The organism is Nonomuraea sp. NPDC003727 (assembly GCF_053586935.1).
On record NZ_JBSFNE010000009.1, the window covers coordinates 387,460 to 401,876 of the forward strand.

Below are 14,417 nucleotides of genomic sequence, written 5' to 3' on the forward strand. Positions count from 1 at the left end.
CGGTCCTTAATATGAATTTGAGATTCCAATTTGTTTCCCCTGGGATCTCGTCCCACCGTCGTTGCCAGGAGGCCCCATGCTGTCCCCGGAATCCGCCGGGATCATCCGCGCCACGCTCCCCGTCGTCGGCGCGTCGCTCGACGCCATCACCACGCGGTTCTACGGCACGATGTTCGCCGAGCGCCCCGAACTGCTCGACGGGATGTTCAACCGCGGCAACCAGGCCAACGGCGAGCAGCGCAAGGCCCTCGCCGGCTCCATCGCCGCGTTCGCCGCCGCGCTGGTCGAGCACCCCGACGAGCGGCCCGACCGGCTGCTGGCGCGCATCGCCCACAAGCACACCGCGGTCGGCGTCGCCTCCGAGCACTACATCATCGTGCACAAGTACCTGTTCGGCGCGATCGCCGAGGTGCTCGGCGAAGCGGTCACCCCCGAGGTCGCCGCGGCATGGGACGAGGTGTACTGGCTGATGGCCGGCGCGCTGATCGCCCTGGAGGCGCAGATCTACGCCGCGGCCGGCGCGCGCGACGCGAGCACCTGGCGCCGGTGGCACGTCGTCGAGCGCCGCGAGGAGACCCCTGACGTGGCCTCCTTCCTGCTGCGCCCCGTCGGCGACGACCCGGTGCCGCCCGGCCGTCCCGGCCAGTACGTCAGCGTCCGCACGCGCATGCCGGACGGCGTGCACCAGCTGCGCCAGTACTCCCTGTCGGGCGCGGGCCAGGACGGGCTGCGCCGGATCACGGTCAAGCGGGTGAGCGGCGGCGGCGCCCCGGACGGCGAGGTGTCCACCCTGCTGCACGCCACCGTCGGCGCCGGCGACGAGCTCACCCTGTCGGCGCCGTTCGGCGACGTGTGCCTGGAGGAGGGCGACGCCCCGCTCGTCCTGGTCTCGGCCGGCATCGGCTGCACCCCGATGGCCGCGATGCTGGAGCACCTCGCCGCCACCGGCTCCACCCGCCGGGTCCTGCTGCTGCACGCCGACCGGACCAGGAAGGACCACGCGCTGCGGGAGGACATGGAACGGCTCGCCGACGCGCTGCCCGGCGCCGAGCGGATCTTCTGGTACGAGGAGGCCGACGGCGACGCCCGCACCGGCCTGATGGACCTGACCGGCGTGGCGATCCCCGAGGGGGCCGTCACCTACATGTGCGGGCCGCTGCCGTTCATGCGCGACGTGCGCGCCCAGCTCGTCACGGCGGGCGTGGCACCCCGCGACATCCACTACGAGGTCTTCGGCCCCGACCTGTGGCTGGGCGCCGACGACTGACCGGGCGCCGCGGCCGTCCCGCCGCGCCGGCCGTCGTGAGAGGATTGAGGTGCCATGCCGACGAACATCACCGTTGTACTGGATGATCGGCCGGGAGAGCTGGCCCGCCTGGGGGAGGTCACCGGCGAGTCCGGCGTGAACATCTGCGGCCTCGCGGCCTTCACCGGAGACGGCAAGGGCATCGTCCATGTGCTGGTCGACGACGAGGACGCCGACCGGTGCCGGCAGGCGCTCGAAGCGGCGGGGATGGGGATCGCGGACGAGCGGACCGTGCTGGTGGTGGACGTCGCGGACCGGCCGGGGACGCTCGGCGAGCTGACCCGGCAGCTCGCCGAGGCGAACGTCAACATCGACCTGGCCTACACCACCTTCGGCGGCGTGAAGCTCGTCGTCGCCACCGACGACCTCGAGAACGCGCGCGCGGCGCTCGAGTGGTCCGCGGACCGGCCCTGGGCCGCCGGCCGCGCGCCGGAGGTCCCGAGCATCTGGGATCAGCCGGAGTAGGCCGGCGGCCCTCAGCGGACGAAGTCGCGCGCGGGCCGTCCTGACCGTCAGGGTGTCTGCTGGCGGTTCAGCTCGGAGTGGCGGTAGCTGTAGGTGAAGTAGATGATCAGGCCGATCAGGAACCAGACCGCGAAGCGCAGCCAGGTCAGCGGGTCGAGGAACGTGATCAGCCACACCGAGAAGACGATGCCGACGGCCGGGGTCACCGGCATGCCGGGCGTGCGGAAGGTCCGCGGCAGGTCGGGCCGCCGGTACCGCAGGACGATGACGGCGATGCACACCACGACGAAGGCCAGCAGGATGCCGATGTTGGTCAGCTCGGCCGCCTCCCTGATCGGCAGGAATCCGGCGATGAGCGCGGAGACCGCCCCGACGATCCAGGTGATGCGGGTCGGCACCCGGCGCACCGGGTGGAGCTTGGCGAACCAGTGCGGCAGCAGCCCGTCACGGCTCATCGAGAACCACACGCGGGTGACGCCGAGCATGAAGGTGAACATCACGGTGAGGATGCCGATGATCGCGCCGACCGCGATGACACCGGCCAGCTTGGTCAGCCCGACGGAGGCGAACGCCGAGGCGAACCCGCTCTCCGGGTCGATCTCCTTGTAGTTCTGCATGCCGGTGAGCACCAGCGTGGCCAGGACGTACAGCACCATCGAGATGGCCAGCGAGTAGATGATCGCCTTGGGCATGTGGCGCTGGGCGTCCTTGGACTCCTCGGCGGCGGTGCTCATCGCGTCGTAGCCGAAGACGGCGAAGAACACCGTGGCCGCGCCGGTGATCGCGCCCGCCACGCCGTACGGGAAGAACGGGGTGTAGTTGGCGGGGTTGATGAAGAAGAAGCCGACCACGATCACCACCAGCACCACCACGACCTTCACGGCGACGACGGTGGTCTCGAACCGCGCGGCGGTCTTGATGCCCAGGTTGAGCAGGAACGCGATGAGCAGGCACAGGATCACCGCGAACAGGTCCACCGCTCGGCCCGGCCCGGTGCCCGGCGCGCCCAGCATCCATGCGGGCAGCTCGATGCCCAGAGCGCCGACGAGGAAGCCGAAGTAGCCCGAGATGCCGATCGCCACGACCGCGACGATGGCGGTGTACTCCAGCAGCAGGTCCCAGCCGATGAACCACCCGGTCAACTCGCCGAGGACGGCGTAGCCGTAGGTGTAGGCGGATCCGGCCTTCGGGATGAGCCCGGCGAACTCCGCGTAGGAGAACGCCGCGGCCGCGCTGGCGACACCGGCGATGAGGAAGGAGACGAGCACGGCGGGCCCGGCCGTCTGGTTGGCGACCGCGCCGGCCAGCGCGAAGATCCCCGCGCCGATGATGCCGCCGATGCCGATCGCGGTGAGCTGCCACAGGCCCAGCTCCCGTTTCAGTTCGCCTTCGTGCTCGCCGGCGATCTGCTCCACCGGCTTGCGCCGGAACACTCCCGAGCCGCCTCCGAACAGATGCTGATGCGACATCGTCTCGCCTCCCTCGTCACGATCGCTGTCATTTGTGAGGGGGAATGGTGCGAAGTATCTGCTGTGGAGGCGATGGGCCTGGGCCGGGGTGTCAGCGCAGCTCGATCGCCATGGGCTGGTGCGGGAGGCCGGCGTAGACCTCCACCTCACCGGCGCGGTGCCAGCCCAGATGCTCGAAGTAGCCGACGTTCCGCAGCTGGATGTGGGCGACCATGAGCAGGCCGCCGCGGCGCGCCGCGGCGGCGACGGCGTACCTCACCAGCGGGGCGCCGAGTCCGTGGGCGCGGTACTCGGCGAGGACGGCGAGGCGGTCGCCCTGCCAGAGCTCGCCGGCCCCGTCGAGGGGGTAGAGACGGACCGCCCCCGCGACCACCTGGTCGGCGTAGGCGACCACGTGGATGGTCAGCGGGTCGTCGTCGCGGGCGTCGCGGTCGGTGCCGGGGAACAGGCGCTGCTCGTCGACGAAGACGCGGTGCCGTACCGCGTGGTGGGCCGCGAGCTCCTCCGGCGTGGCGGCCGGGTGGCAGTCGGTGCCGAGCGTGCGCAGCATGACCGGCTCAGGCGGCGGGACGCGGGCCGATGCGGAGCAGGCGTTCCATCGAGCTCAGCCCTGAGCACGCCTGGCAGCGGGCGCAGCCCGCCCTGGAGGTGGCCGACGTCATGCCGCGCCTGGCCATGTAGGCGAGGACCTTGGCGTAGATCGGCCGCGTGTAGGACCGCGGCGGCGGCTGCCAGCCGGCCATGGGCGTGCCGACGACCGGGCGCAGCGGCACGATGAACGGGTAGACGCCGGCGTCGACGGCCCGCTTGCAGCCGTCGATCGTCAGCTGGGGGCTCTCCCCCATGCCGAGGATGACGTAGGTGGACACCTGTCCGGCGCCGAAGACGGCCACCGCCCGTTCCCACGCCCTGAAGTAGCCCTCGATCCCGGTGCGCGCCTTGGCCGGGGCGACGCGCGCCAGCACGGCGGGGTCGAAGGTCTCGATGTGGATGCCGACGGAGTCGACGCCCATCGCGCCCACCTCGTCGATCACGTCCAGGTCCGCCGGCGGCTCGAACTGCGCCTCGACGGGGAGTCCGCTGGCCTGCTTGACCGCCTGGCCGCAGCGCCCCACGTACAGGGCGCCGCGGTCGGGGCCGCGCGTGCTGCCGGTCGTCAGCGTGGCGTCGACGGCGCCGTCGAGGTCACGCGCCGCCACCGCGACCTCGGCGAGCTGCTCGGGCGTCTTGCGCGCGACGGTACGGCCGGACGACAGCGAGAGACCGATGCCGCAGAACCTGCACTGGTCGTCGTTGCCCCAGTAGGCGCAGTGCTGCACGACGGTGCTCGCCACGGAGTCCAGGTGCAGGAGGGCGATCTGCCAGTACGGCACGCCGTCGGCGGTGCTCAGGTCGTAGAAGCGCGGACGGCGCTGGGCGGAGGCGTCGGCGAGCCGTACGCCGTCGCGGTAGATGCCGTACCCGTCGTCCTCGGCGCGCAGGACGTACGGGGAGTCCTTGGCGATGCCCTCGGTGGGCGCCGTGACGGGAAGCCCGTCCACCCAGAGCATCCCGCAGTCGGTGGGCCCTGCGCCGCCGGTGCGTCGCTCCATCTGCGCCTCGAGCCGCAGACCCCGGGCCTGGAGGTCGAGGATGAGCTCGCTGACATCGGTAGCCGTCACGACAGGCACCTCCCGTGCCGTACGACCGGACGCCCCGATTCTACCAAGATGGGATCGGCGTTAACTTTCCGATGCGAGCGCCTGCCGTACCTGGTCGATCGCGGCGAGCCAGGCATCGCGCGAGGTGAACTCCTCCACGCGGACCGCCTCGCCGGTGACCTCCAGCCGGTAGGTGATGACCGGCACGGCGACCACCGAGCGGACCATGACGGTGCCGGTCGGGACGTGCACCTCCACCCACCGCGCCGAACCGCCGCGCCAGGCCGCGTCGTCGGGCTCCTCGAGGACCGCCCAGTCCAGGCCGGCGGCGCGGGCGCGCTCCACGGCCTGCGATCGGTAGGCGGTGAGCAGCTCGCGGAACCGCTGGGACATCGCGGCCTCGATCACCAGCTGGGCGTCGAGCCCCTCCACGGAGACGCCCACCTCGTCGAGCCAGCCGCGCATCTCGCCCTCCGCGGCGGCCAGGGCCGCGTAGTCGCCGGCCAGGGACAGGCGCCGGGCGAGCGCGCCCACCAGCTGCAACGCCCGCTGGTAGCGTTCGGCGTCGATCATCGCGAGCGGGAAGAGCCGGTCCTCGGCCGCGCGCAGCCGCCGGGCGAGCTCGGCGTACTCCGCGGGGATGGGACTGCTTGGCAAGAGCTTCACTCGTTCACTATCGTCAGTGTGACAAGTCGGATCCTAGACGGCATTCGGGTGATTCGCCAGGACGGCGAAGGGTGGACCCCGTGAACAGGACTGCGGTCGTCACGCTGGGGGGCGACGCCTCCACGCGCCGGGGACGGGCGGGGGCGGCGTGAAGCCGGCCGTGCGCGTGCTGCGCGACACCTACCTGGACTCGGTCCTGCAGCTCCTCGGCGCCCGGGCGATGCGCGGCGCCGACGGCGTGGAATGGGCGACGGCCGTGATGGCGACCGCGGCCAACCTCGACGCGCTGCGGCGGGAGGGGTTCGACCCGCCGGAGGCGTCGCCGTACGACCTGGTGCTCGCGGTGCGGGCGAGCGACCCGGAGGCCGCCTTCGCGGAAGGTGAGCGGGCGATGTCCGGCCCCCGCGAGAGCGGGCCGGCCGAGCAGCACCCGCGCTCGCTGGCGGAGGCCCTGGAGCGCCGGCCTGGCAGCACCGTGGCGGTCGTCTCCGTTCCCGGCGACTACGCCGCCCTGCACGCGCACAAGGCGCTCGGTCGCGGCCTGGACGTGCTGCTGTTCAGTGACAACATCTCCGTCGCCGACGAGATCGCGCTGAAGGACCACGCGGTACGGCGGGGCCGCCTGCTCATGGGCCCCGGCGCGGGCACGGCCGTGATCGACGGCGTGGGGCTGGGGTTCGCCAACGTGGTGCGGCCCGGGCCGGTGGGGATCGTCGCGGCGGCGGGCACCGGGGCGCAGGAGGTCATGTGCCTGCTCGACCGCGCCGGTGTCGGCGTGTCGCAGGTCGTCGGCCTGGGCGGGCGCGACCTGACCGCCGAGGTGGGCGGGCGCATGGCGGCGCAGGCCGTCAGGAGGCTCGACGAGGACCCTTCGACGGAGCTGATCCTCCTGGTGTCCAAGCCGCCCGACGAGCGGGTGATGCGGCGTGTGATGGCGGCCGCGCGCACGACGGCGATGGTCACGGCCCTGCTCGGGGTGGCGGGCGAGACGCTCGAAGGCGGCGTGGTCAGGGCGCTCGAGCTGCTGGGCAGGCCGGTGCCGTCCTTCGACCGGCGGCACGGCCCGAGCGTGGACGTGGCCGCCTCCCGGCGGGCACCGGGGCGCACCACGGTGCGCGGGCTGTTCTCCGGCGGATCGCTCTGCTACGAGACCATCGCGGTGCTGAGCGGCATCCTCGGCCCCATCTGGTCCAACACCCCGATCGACCCGGAATGCCGCCTGCCGGCGCCACCGGGTTCCCACGTCTGCCTGGACCTGGGCGAGGAGGAGTACACCAGGGGCCGGCCGCATCCGATGATCGACCCGGGGGCGCGCCTCGAACTGCTCCACGAGAGCGGGCCCGACGTCGCCGTGGTGCTGCTCGACGTGGTGCTCGGCCATGGCGCGCATCCCGACCCGGCGGGGATCCTGGCACCGGAGCTGGCCCGCCTGGACGGCCCGCAGGTCGTCGCCCACGTCCTGGGCACCGCGCGCGATCCGCAGGGATACGACGAGCAGGTACGCGCGCTCGCCGAAGCCGGATGCGTCGTCACCGAGACCGCCGCGGGCGCGGCCCGCGCCGCGGCGGCGATCGCCCGCGGCGGGAGCGCCTCATGAGGCGTGTCGCGCTCCTCACCTACTCCACCAAGCCCCGCGGTGGGGTCGTCCACACCCTCGCGCTGGCCGAGGCGCTGGCGGACCTGGGGGTCGACGTGCACGTCTTCGCCCTGGGCAGCGAGGGCTTCTTCCGCCCGCTGAGGGTGCCGTTCACGCTGTTCCCTGTCACGGTCGCCGGCGACTCCCTGGAGGAGAAGGTCTTCGCCTCGGTGCAGGCGATGGTCTCGGGGCTGGCGAAGGTGGCCGGCGACTTCGACGTCCTGCACGCCCAGGACTGCATCACCGGCCGGGCCGCGCCGCAGGTGCACCAGCGGGTGGTGCGCACCGTCCACCACGTCGACGACTTCACCACGCCGGCCCTCGTCGACTGCCAGCGCCGGGCGATCCTGGAGCCGGACCACGTTCTGGTCGTCAGCGAGCACTGGCGCCGCGTGCTGCTCCAGGAGTTCGGGGTCCGCGCCCAGGTCGTGCGCAACGGCGTCGACCCTGCCAGGTTCCCGCCGGTCAGCGCGCGGCGGCGGGCCGGCCTGCGCGCCTCCGTCGGCGCGGCGGACCGGTTCCTGCTGCTGGCCGTCGGCGGCATCGAGCCGCGCAAGGGCAGCACGACGCTGTTCCGCGCGCTGGCCCTGCTGCGGGAGAAGCGGCCGGTGCTGGCGATCCTGGGCGGCCAGTCCTTCCGCGACTACGAGACCTACCGCCGCGACGCGCTGGCGCTGCTGGACGGCCTCGGCCTGGACGTGGTCCAGGTGGGGACGGTCTCCGAGGAACTGCTGGCGGCGTGGTACGGCAGCGCCGACGCCCTGGTGTACCCCTCGATCGAGGAGGGGTTCGGCCTGGTCCCGCTGGAGGCGCAGGCCTGCGGCCTGCCGGTCGTGGCCAGCGACCTGCCGGTGTTCCGCGAGTTCCTCACCGACGGCGTGGACGCCCTGCTGCCCGCCGTGGGCGACCCCGAGGCCCTCGCGGCGGCGCTGGAGCGGATCATGGCCGACGAGGCGCTGCGCGCCGTGCTGGTCGCCGGTGGCCGCCGGGTCGTGCCGCGTTTCACCTGGGCGGCCACCGCCGCCCGGCACGCCGAGATCTATCGGTCCATCGCGTGATCGTGGCCGGCGGGGCGGGCGGCGAGGAGCGCCGCCCGCTCGCGGACCTGCCCCTCGACCGCGAGCACCCGTTCCAGCGCCTCGAACCAGCAGACGTAGTACGGGGCCTGCGGCCGGGCCGCGATCCGCGCGATCAGCGCCTGGCGGAAGTCCTCCCAGGTGAAGGCGCCCGCCTCGCAGGACGCCACGGCCAGGCCGAACGCCCGGCCCTCCCACGGCTCGGCGAACACCAGCTCGCCGTTCGAGCGCGGCGGCGCCGCCGGGCTGCCGACGTCCAGCTGAATGGGGAGCGTCATGGCGTCACCTGCGCCACGCCCACCATCGCGTCGCGCGTGACGAGCGGCACGAGCTGGTCCTCCGGGAGCCCTTCGGTCCCGGCCGGCCGGGCGGGGAGCACGAAGTAGCGCACCTCCGAGCTGCTGTCCCACACCCGGACCTCGACGTCCTCCGGCAGCCGCAGCCCCATCTCGGCCAGGACGGCGCGCGGCTCGCGGACCATCCTGGACCGGTAGGCGGGGTCCTTGTACCAGGAGGGCGGCAGCCCGAGCAGCGGCCAGGGATAGCAGGAGCACAGCGTGCAGACGACCACGTTGTGGACGGCGGGCGTGTTCTCCAGGACCACGATGTGCTCGCCCTGCGGCCCCTTGTAGCCGAGCTCGGCGACGGCGGCGGTGCCGTCGGCCAGCAGCCGCTCCTTGTATCCGGGATCCGTCCACGCCCTGGCCACCACGTGCGCGCCGTTCAGCGGCCCGACGTCCCTCTCGTACATCGCGATGTACTTGTCCATGACCGCGGAATCGACCAGGCCGCGCTCGACCAGCAGCTGTTCCAGCGCCTCGACGCGCAGCTCGATCGGCACCCGTTCGTCCGTCATGGCGCCTCCTCCAGGTAGTCCTCGTAGAGGTCGACGTTGAGCGCGGACGGCTCGGCGTCCGCGCCGAACAGCTCGGCCGAGGTGAAGCGCACCGTGTACACCCACTGCGGGTTCTCGCCCTGGAAGTGGGCGTTGGTGTCGGGCAGGACCTGCGCGGGCTGGACGATCACCACGGTGCCCGTGTGCCCCATCACGTACCGCGGCAGCCGCGTGTGCCCCGGCGGGTCGAAGGCCCTGGCCCGTACGGCGGCGCCCACCGCGAACCGGGGCGCCGACGACACCTCCCGCAGGGAGCCCGCGGCGGTCGGTGCGTAGTCCGGCCTGGTCGGCTCCGGCGGACCCGGCTCCTCGGCCGTGCCCCCCGACAGGTTGGCGGCCCGCGCCTCCACGGTCCCCGGCGCGATGATCGAACTGTCGAGGAGCAGGTTCTCCGCGCCGTGCAGCCACCGGCCGTAGTAGCCGTCGTCCAGGTAGTCCGGCCGGTCGAGCCGGTTCATCGCGTGCCGGAAGGCGTCGAGGTTCGTCCCCGACAGCCGCATCGACAGCAGGGCCAGCGCGAAGGCCCTGGCCTGCCAGGGCTCGGCGAAGACCGGCTCGTCCGGGGCGGGGACGGGCGCCCGTCCCCAGCCCTCGGTGCCCCCCATGTCGTGGATCCCGGTGGCCTTGCTGATGCCGGTGGCCTTGTTCATCGTCGCCTCCCAGCCGCCCCGCCGGGTGGGGCGCGCCCGCACCCCGGCAGCGGGCGGGTGCTAGACCGTCCAGGTGTTCAGCTGAAACGCGCCTTCCTTCCACGCGGTGAGCGCGGCGTCGAGCACGTCGAGCGGGTTGAACGGCGTCACGCCGGGGATCAGGTCGTCCTCGCGGAAGCCGTACAGGGCGCCCATCGCGAACCGGCAGGCGTAGATCGTGGCGCCTTCCTTGATGAGGGTCTTGATCTGGTTGTTGATCGCGAGGTGCCCGGGGAAGGCTTCCTGGCCGACGCCGGGGTAACCCCGCGTGCCCGACGCCAGCAGCACGCCCGGGCCGTACAGGATGATGCGCACGTCGAAGCCCTTGCGTACCAGGCGCGTCGAGGTGAGCAGGTTGACCAGGGCCACCGAACCCTCGTACGGGACGGTGTGGATGAAGACGTAGGCCTTCTGCCCCGCCTCGGCCCTGACGTCGGTGAACACCTTCTCTTCGGTGTCGTACAGGGTCTCGCCTTCGGCTGGCAGCTCGGTGGTGACGGTCTTCGGCATGGTGACCTCCTTGACTAGACGGCCTTGACTAGACGGCGGGGCCGGCCGGCGTCGTCGGCCCGGGCCAGTGGCGGCGGTGGCTGCCGGGCATGGCGGCCAGCACCCTGCGGCGGACCGGCCACGGCGTGAGCCGGTAGACCGGGACGAAGATCCTGCGCCAGAAGAAGGAGCCGCGGGCCGGCGGCGGGGCGGTGCCGTGGGCGCGCGCCACCCGTGCCTGCGCGTCCCTGAGGAGGCACTGCTGGGCGTTCTCGCGCAGCCATCGGCTGATCACGTCGCCACCCCGGCTTGCGCGGCCGTCACGATGGGCTCGTTGAGCGCGCCGATCGGCGGCGAGTAGACGTTCTCCATCGACGCCAGGTCGCGCAGGGTGATGCCCTTCCTGACGGCCAGCGCCAGGAAGTCGGCCCGCTCCTTGATCCCCTCGCCGCCGACCATCTGCGCGCCGATCAGGCGCAGCGTCCGCGGCTCGGCCAGGAGCTTGACCGTGACCGGCCGGACACCGGGGAAGTAGCGCGCCCGCGAGATGCCGGTCGCCTTGCCGACCACGTGCGGGACGCCCAGCGCGGTGGCCGTCACCTCGCCCAGCGCGGCCCCGCCGATCATCCACGTGCCCGCGACCATCCCCCACGGCACGTAGACCGGCTGGTAGGCGCGGTCCCCGCCCGCGGCGTTGGTGCCCGCCACCTTGCCCTGGGCGTAGGCGTGGCTGCCGGTCAGGCCCTGCAGGGGCAGCCCGCCCAGCCCGTGCGGGATCTCGCAGACGTCGCCCGCGGCCCAGACGTCCGGCGCCGACGTGCGCATGTGGTCGTCGACGACCAGCCCTCCCGTCATGCCCGTCCTGAGCCCTGCGGCCACGGCCAGCGCGGTGTTGGCCACCTTGTGCGTGGCCACCACGACCAGTTCGGCGGGCAGCTCGCCGTCGCTGGTCGCCACGGCTCTGACGTGCCCCTCGCGGTCGCCTGCGAAGCCGCGGAGCGTGGTGTTCCAGTGCATCGTCACGCCCATGTCGGCCCAGGACTCCTGCACGGGGGCGACGATGTCGGGATCGCACAGCTCGCCGAGCGCCCACGGATGCGGGTCGACGACGTGCGTGTCGATGCCGCGGTGGGCCAGGGCGGTCACCATCTCCAGGCCGAGCGGGGAGGCTTCGACGACGACCGCGTGCCGTACGCTGTCGAGGATCTTGTCCCACTCCATGGCCCTGCGGATGTTCTTGACGTAGTACAGGCCGCTGAGATCCTCGCCTGGCACGCCGGGGGGTTCGTAGTCGAAGCCGGTGGCGATGACCAGCGCGTCGTAGCCGACCTCGACCGGGCTCGCGTCCGGGCCCTCGACCTGGACGGTCCGGGCCGCCGGGTCGAAGCCCAGCACCGTCGTCTCGTACCTGACGTCGATGCCCGCGTCGACGTAGGCCTGCTTCTCGGCCAGGAACAGCGACGCGAAGTCGGGGATCTCCCTGCCGTGCACGTACGGGATGCCGCACGGGCTGTATCCCACGTCCTCGAACGCGGTGTAGACGATCACTTCCGCCGCCGGCGCAGCGGCCTTCGCCGCCCCCGCCGCACCGATGCCGGCGGCGCCCCCGCCTATGACAACCGTCCTCCGTGCCATGGACTCGACTCCCGCCCGTACGGCACAATATTCGTACATTATAGAGGACTTCACGTTGACTATCCTGCATGGCGCTTCGTGATGGCAATGACGAGGGGATTTCATGACCGAGGGTCACCAGGTCGACGAGATCGTCAGCCAGATCGGCCCCAAACTGCGCGCGCTCCGTACGGCGCAGCGCCAATCCCTGCAACAGCTGGCCGCCGTCAGCGACGTGTCCGCCGCCGCCATCCACAAGATCGAGCGCAACGGGATGGTTCCGACGATCACCACGCTGCTCAAGCTCGGAGCGGCGCTCGGCGTCCCCGTCCGGTACTTCGTGGAGGAGGACGAGCAGCCGTCGGAGCCGGTGCACTACACCCCGCGCGATCGGCGCCCCACCGTCTACACGCCGCACGAGGGCCTGGCGCTGGCCGGGATCACCGGCTCCTACCGGCAGTTCCAGACGGCGGCGGCCATGGCGACGGTCACGCCCGGCGCCTCCAGCGGCGCCAAGCTCATGCAGCATCCGGGCGAGGAGCTGGTCCACGTCACCGAGGGCACGCTGACCTTCCGCGTGGGCGATCACACCTTCCCGCTGTCCGAGGGTGACTCCCTGCACTTCTCCGGCGAGGTGCCGCACCGCTGGGCCAACGACGGCGACCAGCCGGCCAGGGCGATCTGGATCGCGCTGCGCAACGGCTAGCCGGCCGTGGTGTGGCGGACGGTGATCCGCGGCGGTACGCGCAGCGTGTTGGTGACGTAGCAGACCCGCTGCGCGGCCTCGACGAAGCGCTCGGCCTGCTCGTCGGTGAGAGAGGAGACGACGTCGATCGCGATGTCGCTGTAGCGGGTCCCCTCGTAGGTCCCGGTGACGCTGACGTCGAGCACGGCCGGCTCCTCGCCGACCTTCCTGGCGCTGTGCACCAGCGCCAGCGCGAAGCACGACGCGACGGCCGCCAGCAGGTAGTCGGTGGGCTGCGGGCCGGTGTCGGTGCCGCCCGCGCTCTCCGGCTCGTCGACCAGCAGCCGGAAGGAGCCGGCGGTGACGTCGACCCGGTAGCCGCCCCGCCACCGGGCCTCGACCGTGCGCGTGCTCATCGCGCCTCCGCCAGCGCCAGCAGCGCCGCCCGGAACGCCGCCGCGGGCGCCGTCGCCACGCCCGCGCCGATCTGGCCCGACCCGTCGCGGGCGTGCAGGATGCCGGTGTTGACGCGTGGCGTGATCCCGGTCTCGACCACCTCGCGAACGTCCACGCCCAGGGGCGTGCCGCGGAAGTCCGTCACGGGCAGCTTGAACCTGGTGCTCTCGGCCACGCAGATCCGGCGCATGTCGCCGGTGACGCGGGCGGCGTCGGCCATCGAGCCGCCGAGGAAGGCCGCCACCGCGGGCGCGCCCGCCGTCGCCGCGCCGCCGAGCCCCACCAGTTCGAGCACCGCGCTGTCGCCGATGTCGGGCGCGCCGTCCCGCGGCCCGTACCCGGCGTGGAACAGCGCGGCCTCGACCGGCGGGCTGCCGGCGACGAACCATCGCCGGTCCCCCGCCAGCTTCACGCCGTACGTCGTGCCGTTGCGCGCCATCGTCGTGACGACGCTGGATCCCTCGACGCGCTCGGCCGACAGCGTCAGCGCCTTCGCGCCGCCCATCGCCAGCGTGAGGAAGAACAGGTGGTTGGCCGACAGGTACGCGGCCAGCGGCACCGCGTCGTCGAGCGCGGCGATCTGCGGCAGCATCGAGCGCAGCAGCAGGTTGGTCGACGCCTGCACGCGCATGTGCACGTCGTCGCCCATCTGCACGCCCTGGGCGGCGATCGCGAACACGTCGATCGGCCCCATCCGCGCCACGATCTCCCTGAGCAGCGGACCGGCCACCGTACGGAGGAAGACGAGCCGCTCGACGGCCGCGGCCGACTCCCTGCCGAGCCAGGCCGTGTCGCCCGGCCCCTGACCCAGGGGGGCGAAGGCGCGCGTGCCGCCCGCGGGATCGTCCACCACCCAGACCGGCATGCTCGGCCCGAGCGCCGTCGCCAGCGGCACCACGGTGTCGTGCTCGTTGGCCGAGGCCGGCTCGACCTGCCCACCGGCCAGCAGCCGCTCGGCTCCGGCCAGGTCGGCGGCCCAGCCCTCCGCCACGACCGCGGCCCGCATCGACCGCCGCAGCGGATCGCACACCGCCTCCCAGGCGATCGGCGGCCCGGCGTGCAGGATCATGCGGTCGCCCATCCCGGGCACGACCTGCCCCGCCGGGCGGACGTCTACCGCGTAGGGAACCTCCCTGTCGAGCCTGCGCGCCACCTCGGCGTTCGCGCTGTCCAGATCGGCGGCGTACAGGCCGGTCAACGCCCGCACCAGCACCGGATCGCCGCCCGCCGGCGGCCCGGCGTCGACGTGGACCACCGTCGCGCCCTGCGCCGCCACCGCGTCGGCGAACACCCGCAGCCCCAGGTTGACGACCTCCATCGTGGCCACCTCC

General features: G+C 72.8%; 17 protein-coding genes. 5 read left to right on the forward strand and 12 right to left on the reverse strand.

Annotated features, from left to right (window positions below):
• The first annotated feature begins 76 nt into the window (after positions 1 to 76).
• Together ACWDLG_RS24720 and ACWDLG_RS24725 are read left to right on the forward strand one after the other, a co-directional pair.
• Positions 77 to 1,267: a globin domain-containing protein gene (locus ACWDLG_RS24720; protein WP_449923718.1), complete on the forward strand. Its 1,191-nt coding sequence runs from the start codon at positions 77 to 79 to the stop codon at positions 1,265 to 1,267.
• Between the two features lie 54 nt (positions 1,268 to 1,321).
• A complete protein-coding gene (locus ACWDLG_RS24725; protein ID WP_354917660.1) occupies positions 1,322 to 1,771 on the forward strand; it encodes an ACT domain-containing protein in 450 nt (149 codons plus the stop codon).
• Positions 1,772 to 1,818: 47 nt separating this feature from the next.
• Here the strand turns inward: ACWDLG_RS24725 and ACWDLG_RS24730 are convergent, their stop codons facing one another.
• From ACWDLG_RS24730 to ACWDLG_RS24745, 4 genes are all read right to left on the reverse strand, one after another.
• A complete protein-coding gene (locus tag ACWDLG_RS24730) occupies positions 1,819 to 3,240 on the reverse strand; it encodes an amino acid permease (protein ID WP_449923721.1) in 1,422 nt (473 codons plus the stop codon).
• A gap of 91 nt (positions 3,241 to 3,331) precedes the next feature.
• Positions 3,332 to 3,790 (reverse strand): MSMEG_0567/Sll0786 family nitrogen starvation N-acetyltransferase, encoded by a 459-nt coding sequence (locus ACWDLG_RS24735; protein WP_449923723.1) that lies wholly within the window; start codon positions 3,788 to 3,790, stop codon positions 3,332 to 3,334.
• 7 nt (positions 3,791 to 3,797) lie between these two features.
• On the reverse strand, positions 3,798 to 4,901 hold the full coding sequence (locus ACWDLG_RS24740; RefSeq protein WP_449923726.1) for an MSMEG_0568 family radical SAM protein: 1,104 nt from the start codon (positions 4,899 to 4,901) through the stop codon (positions 3,798 to 3,800).
• Between the two features lie 60 nt (positions 4,902 to 4,961).
• Positions 4,962 to 5,546 carry a hypothetical protein gene (locus tag ACWDLG_RS24745; protein ID WP_449923729.1) on the reverse strand — a complete coding sequence of 195 codons (585 nt, stop codon included), beginning with the start codon at positions 5,544 to 5,546 and terminating at the stop codon, positions 4,962 to 4,964.
• Between the two features lie 148 nt (positions 5,547 to 5,694).
• On the opposite strand from ACWDLG_RS24745, the gene ACWDLG_RS24750 reads away from it, so the two are divergent.
• Positions 5,695 to 7,143 carry an FdrA family protein gene (locus tag ACWDLG_RS24750; RefSeq protein WP_449923732.1) on the forward strand — a complete coding sequence of 483 codons (1,449 nt, stop codon included), beginning with the start codon at positions 5,695 to 5,697 and terminating at the stop codon, positions 7,141 to 7,143.
• Positions 7,140 to 8,240 carry an MSMEG_0565 family glycosyltransferase gene (locus tag ACWDLG_RS24755; RefSeq protein ID WP_449923735.1) on the forward strand — a complete coding sequence of 367 codons (1,101 nt, stop codon included), beginning with the start codon at positions 7,140 to 7,142 and terminating at the stop codon, positions 8,238 to 8,240. The genes ACWDLG_RS24750 and ACWDLG_RS24755 overlap by 4 nt, the downstream gene beginning before the upstream one ends.
• Here the strand turns inward: ACWDLG_RS24755 and ACWDLG_RS24760 are convergent.
• From ACWDLG_RS24760 to ACWDLG_RS24785, 6 genes are read right to left on the reverse strand one after another with little or no spacing between them, the layout of a single operon-like run.
• Positions 8,222 to 8,536: a nitrile hydratase accessory protein gene (locus tag ACWDLG_RS24760; protein WP_449923738.1), complete on the reverse strand. Its 315-nt coding sequence runs from the start codon at positions 8,534 to 8,536 to the stop codon at positions 8,222 to 8,224. The genes ACWDLG_RS24755 and ACWDLG_RS24760 overlap by 19 nt on opposite strands.
• A complete protein-coding gene (gene nthA / locus ACWDLG_RS24765) occupies positions 8,533 to 9,114 on the reverse strand; it encodes a nitrile hydratase subunit alpha (protein WP_449923741.1) in 582 nt (193 codons plus the stop codon). The genes ACWDLG_RS24760 and nthA overlap by 4 nt, the downstream gene beginning before the upstream one ends.
• Entirely contained in the window at positions 9,111 to 9,803 is a 693-nt protein-coding gene (gene nthB, locus ACWDLG_RS24770) for a nitrile hydratase subunit beta (RefSeq protein WP_354917634.1), read from the reverse strand. Before nthB ends, nthA begins: the two co-directional genes overlap by 4 nt.
• A 60-nt stretch (positions 9,804 to 9,863) precedes the next feature.
• Positions 9,864 to 10,352, reverse strand: a complete 489-nt coding sequence (locus ACWDLG_RS24775; protein ID WP_449923745.1) for an MSMEG_0572/Sll0783 family nitrogen starvation response protein — start codon at positions 10,350 to 10,352, stop codon at positions 9,864 to 9,866.
• 28 nt (positions 10,353 to 10,380) lie between these two features.
• Positions 10,381 to 10,626 (reverse strand): hypothetical protein, encoded by a 246-nt coding sequence (locus tag ACWDLG_RS24780; protein ID WP_354917628.1) that lies wholly within the window; start codon positions 10,624 to 10,626, stop codon positions 10,381 to 10,383.
• The gene (locus ACWDLG_RS24785) at positions 10,623 to 11,966 is read right to left on the reverse strand and encodes an FAD-dependent oxidoreductase (protein WP_449923748.1); all 1,344 of its coding nucleotides are present in this window, start codon (positions 11,964 to 11,966) and stop codon (positions 10,623 to 10,625) included. The genes ACWDLG_RS24780 and ACWDLG_RS24785 overlap by 4 nt, the downstream gene beginning before the upstream one ends.
• 103 nt (positions 11,967 to 12,069) lie before the next feature.
• Between ACWDLG_RS24785 and ACWDLG_RS24790 the strand changes: the two genes are divergently transcribed.
• On the forward strand, positions 12,070 to 12,651 hold the full coding sequence (locus ACWDLG_RS24790) for a cupin domain-containing protein (RefSeq protein ID WP_449923750.1): 582 nt from the start codon (positions 12,070 to 12,072) through the stop codon (positions 12,649 to 12,651).
• Here the strand turns inward: ACWDLG_RS24790 and ACWDLG_RS24795 are convergent.
• Both ACWDLG_RS24795 and ACWDLG_RS24800 read right to left on the reverse strand, forming a co-directional pair.
• Positions 12,648 to 13,046 (reverse strand): OsmC family protein, encoded by a 399-nt coding sequence (locus ACWDLG_RS24795; protein ID WP_449923753.1) that lies wholly within the window; start codon positions 13,044 to 13,046, stop codon positions 12,648 to 12,650. The two genes, ACWDLG_RS24790 and ACWDLG_RS24795, sit on opposite strands and share 4 nt — an antisense overlap.
• Positions 13,043 to 14,404 carry an oxamate carbamoyltransferase subunit AllG family protein gene (locus ACWDLG_RS24800; RefSeq protein WP_449923755.1) on the reverse strand — a complete coding sequence of 454 codons (1,362 nt, stop codon included), beginning with the start codon at positions 14,402 to 14,404 and terminating at the stop codon, positions 13,043 to 13,045. Before ACWDLG_RS24800 ends, ACWDLG_RS24795 begins: the two co-directional genes overlap by 4 nt.
• Positions 14,405 to 14,417: the final 13 nt, after the last annotated feature.

What these genes read in the sequence shown, in the direction of transcription:
- ACWDLG_RS24755 (WP_449923735.1), top strand. Translation starts at nt 7,140, where the DNA reads ATGAGGCGTGTCGCGCTCCTCACCTACTCCACCAAGCCCCGCGGTGGG.
- ACWDLG_RS24785 (WP_449923748.1), bottom strand. Translation starts at nt 11,966, where the DNA reads ATGGCACGGAGGACGGTTGTCATAGGCGGGGGCGCCGCCGGCATCGGT.
- ACWDLG_RS24735 (WP_449923723.1), bottom strand. Translation starts at nt 3,790, where the DNA reads ATGCTGCGCACGCTCGGCACCGACTGCCACCCGGCCGCCACGCCGGAG.
- ACWDLG_RS24775 (WP_449923745.1), bottom strand. Translation starts at nt 10,352, where the DNA reads ATGCCGAAGACCGTCACCACCGAGCTGCCAGCCGAAGGCGAGACCCTG.
- nthA (WP_449923741.1), bottom strand. Translation starts at nt 9,114, where the DNA reads ATGACGGACGAACGGGTGCCGATCGAGCTGCGCGTCGAGGCGCTGGAA.
- ACWDLG_RS24730 (WP_449923721.1), bottom strand. Translation starts at nt 3,240, where the DNA reads ATGTCGCATCAGCATCTGTTCGGAGGCGGCTCGGGAGTGTTCCGGCGC.
- ACWDLG_RS24795 (WP_449923753.1), bottom strand. Translation starts at nt 13,046, where the DNA reads ATGAGCACGCGCACGGTCGAGGCCCGGTGGCGGGGCGGCTACCGGGTC.
- nthB (WP_354917634.1), bottom strand. Translation starts at nt 9,803, where the DNA reads ATGAACAAGGCCACCGGCATCAGCAAGGCCACCGGGATCCACGACATG.
- ACWDLG_RS24725 (WP_354917660.1), top strand. Translation starts at nt 1,322, where the DNA reads ATGCCGACGAACATCACCGTTGTACTGGATGATCGGCCGGGAGAGCTG.
- ACWDLG_RS24800 (WP_449923755.1), bottom strand. Translation starts at nt 14,404, where the DNA reads ATGGAGGTCGTCAACCTGGGGCTGCGGGTGTTCGCCGACGCGGTGGCG.
- ACWDLG_RS24760 (WP_449923738.1), bottom strand. Translation starts at nt 8,536, where the DNA reads ATGACGCTCCCCATTCAGCTGGACGTCGGCAGCCCGGCGGCGCCGCCG.
- ACWDLG_RS24790 (WP_449923750.1), top strand. Translation starts at nt 12,070, where the DNA reads ATGACCGAGGGTCACCAGGTCGACGAGATCGTCAGCCAGATCGGCCCC.
- ACWDLG_RS24720 (WP_449923718.1), top strand. Translation starts at nt 77, where the DNA reads ATGCTGTCCCCGGAATCCGCCGGGATCATCCGCGCCACGCTCCCCGTC.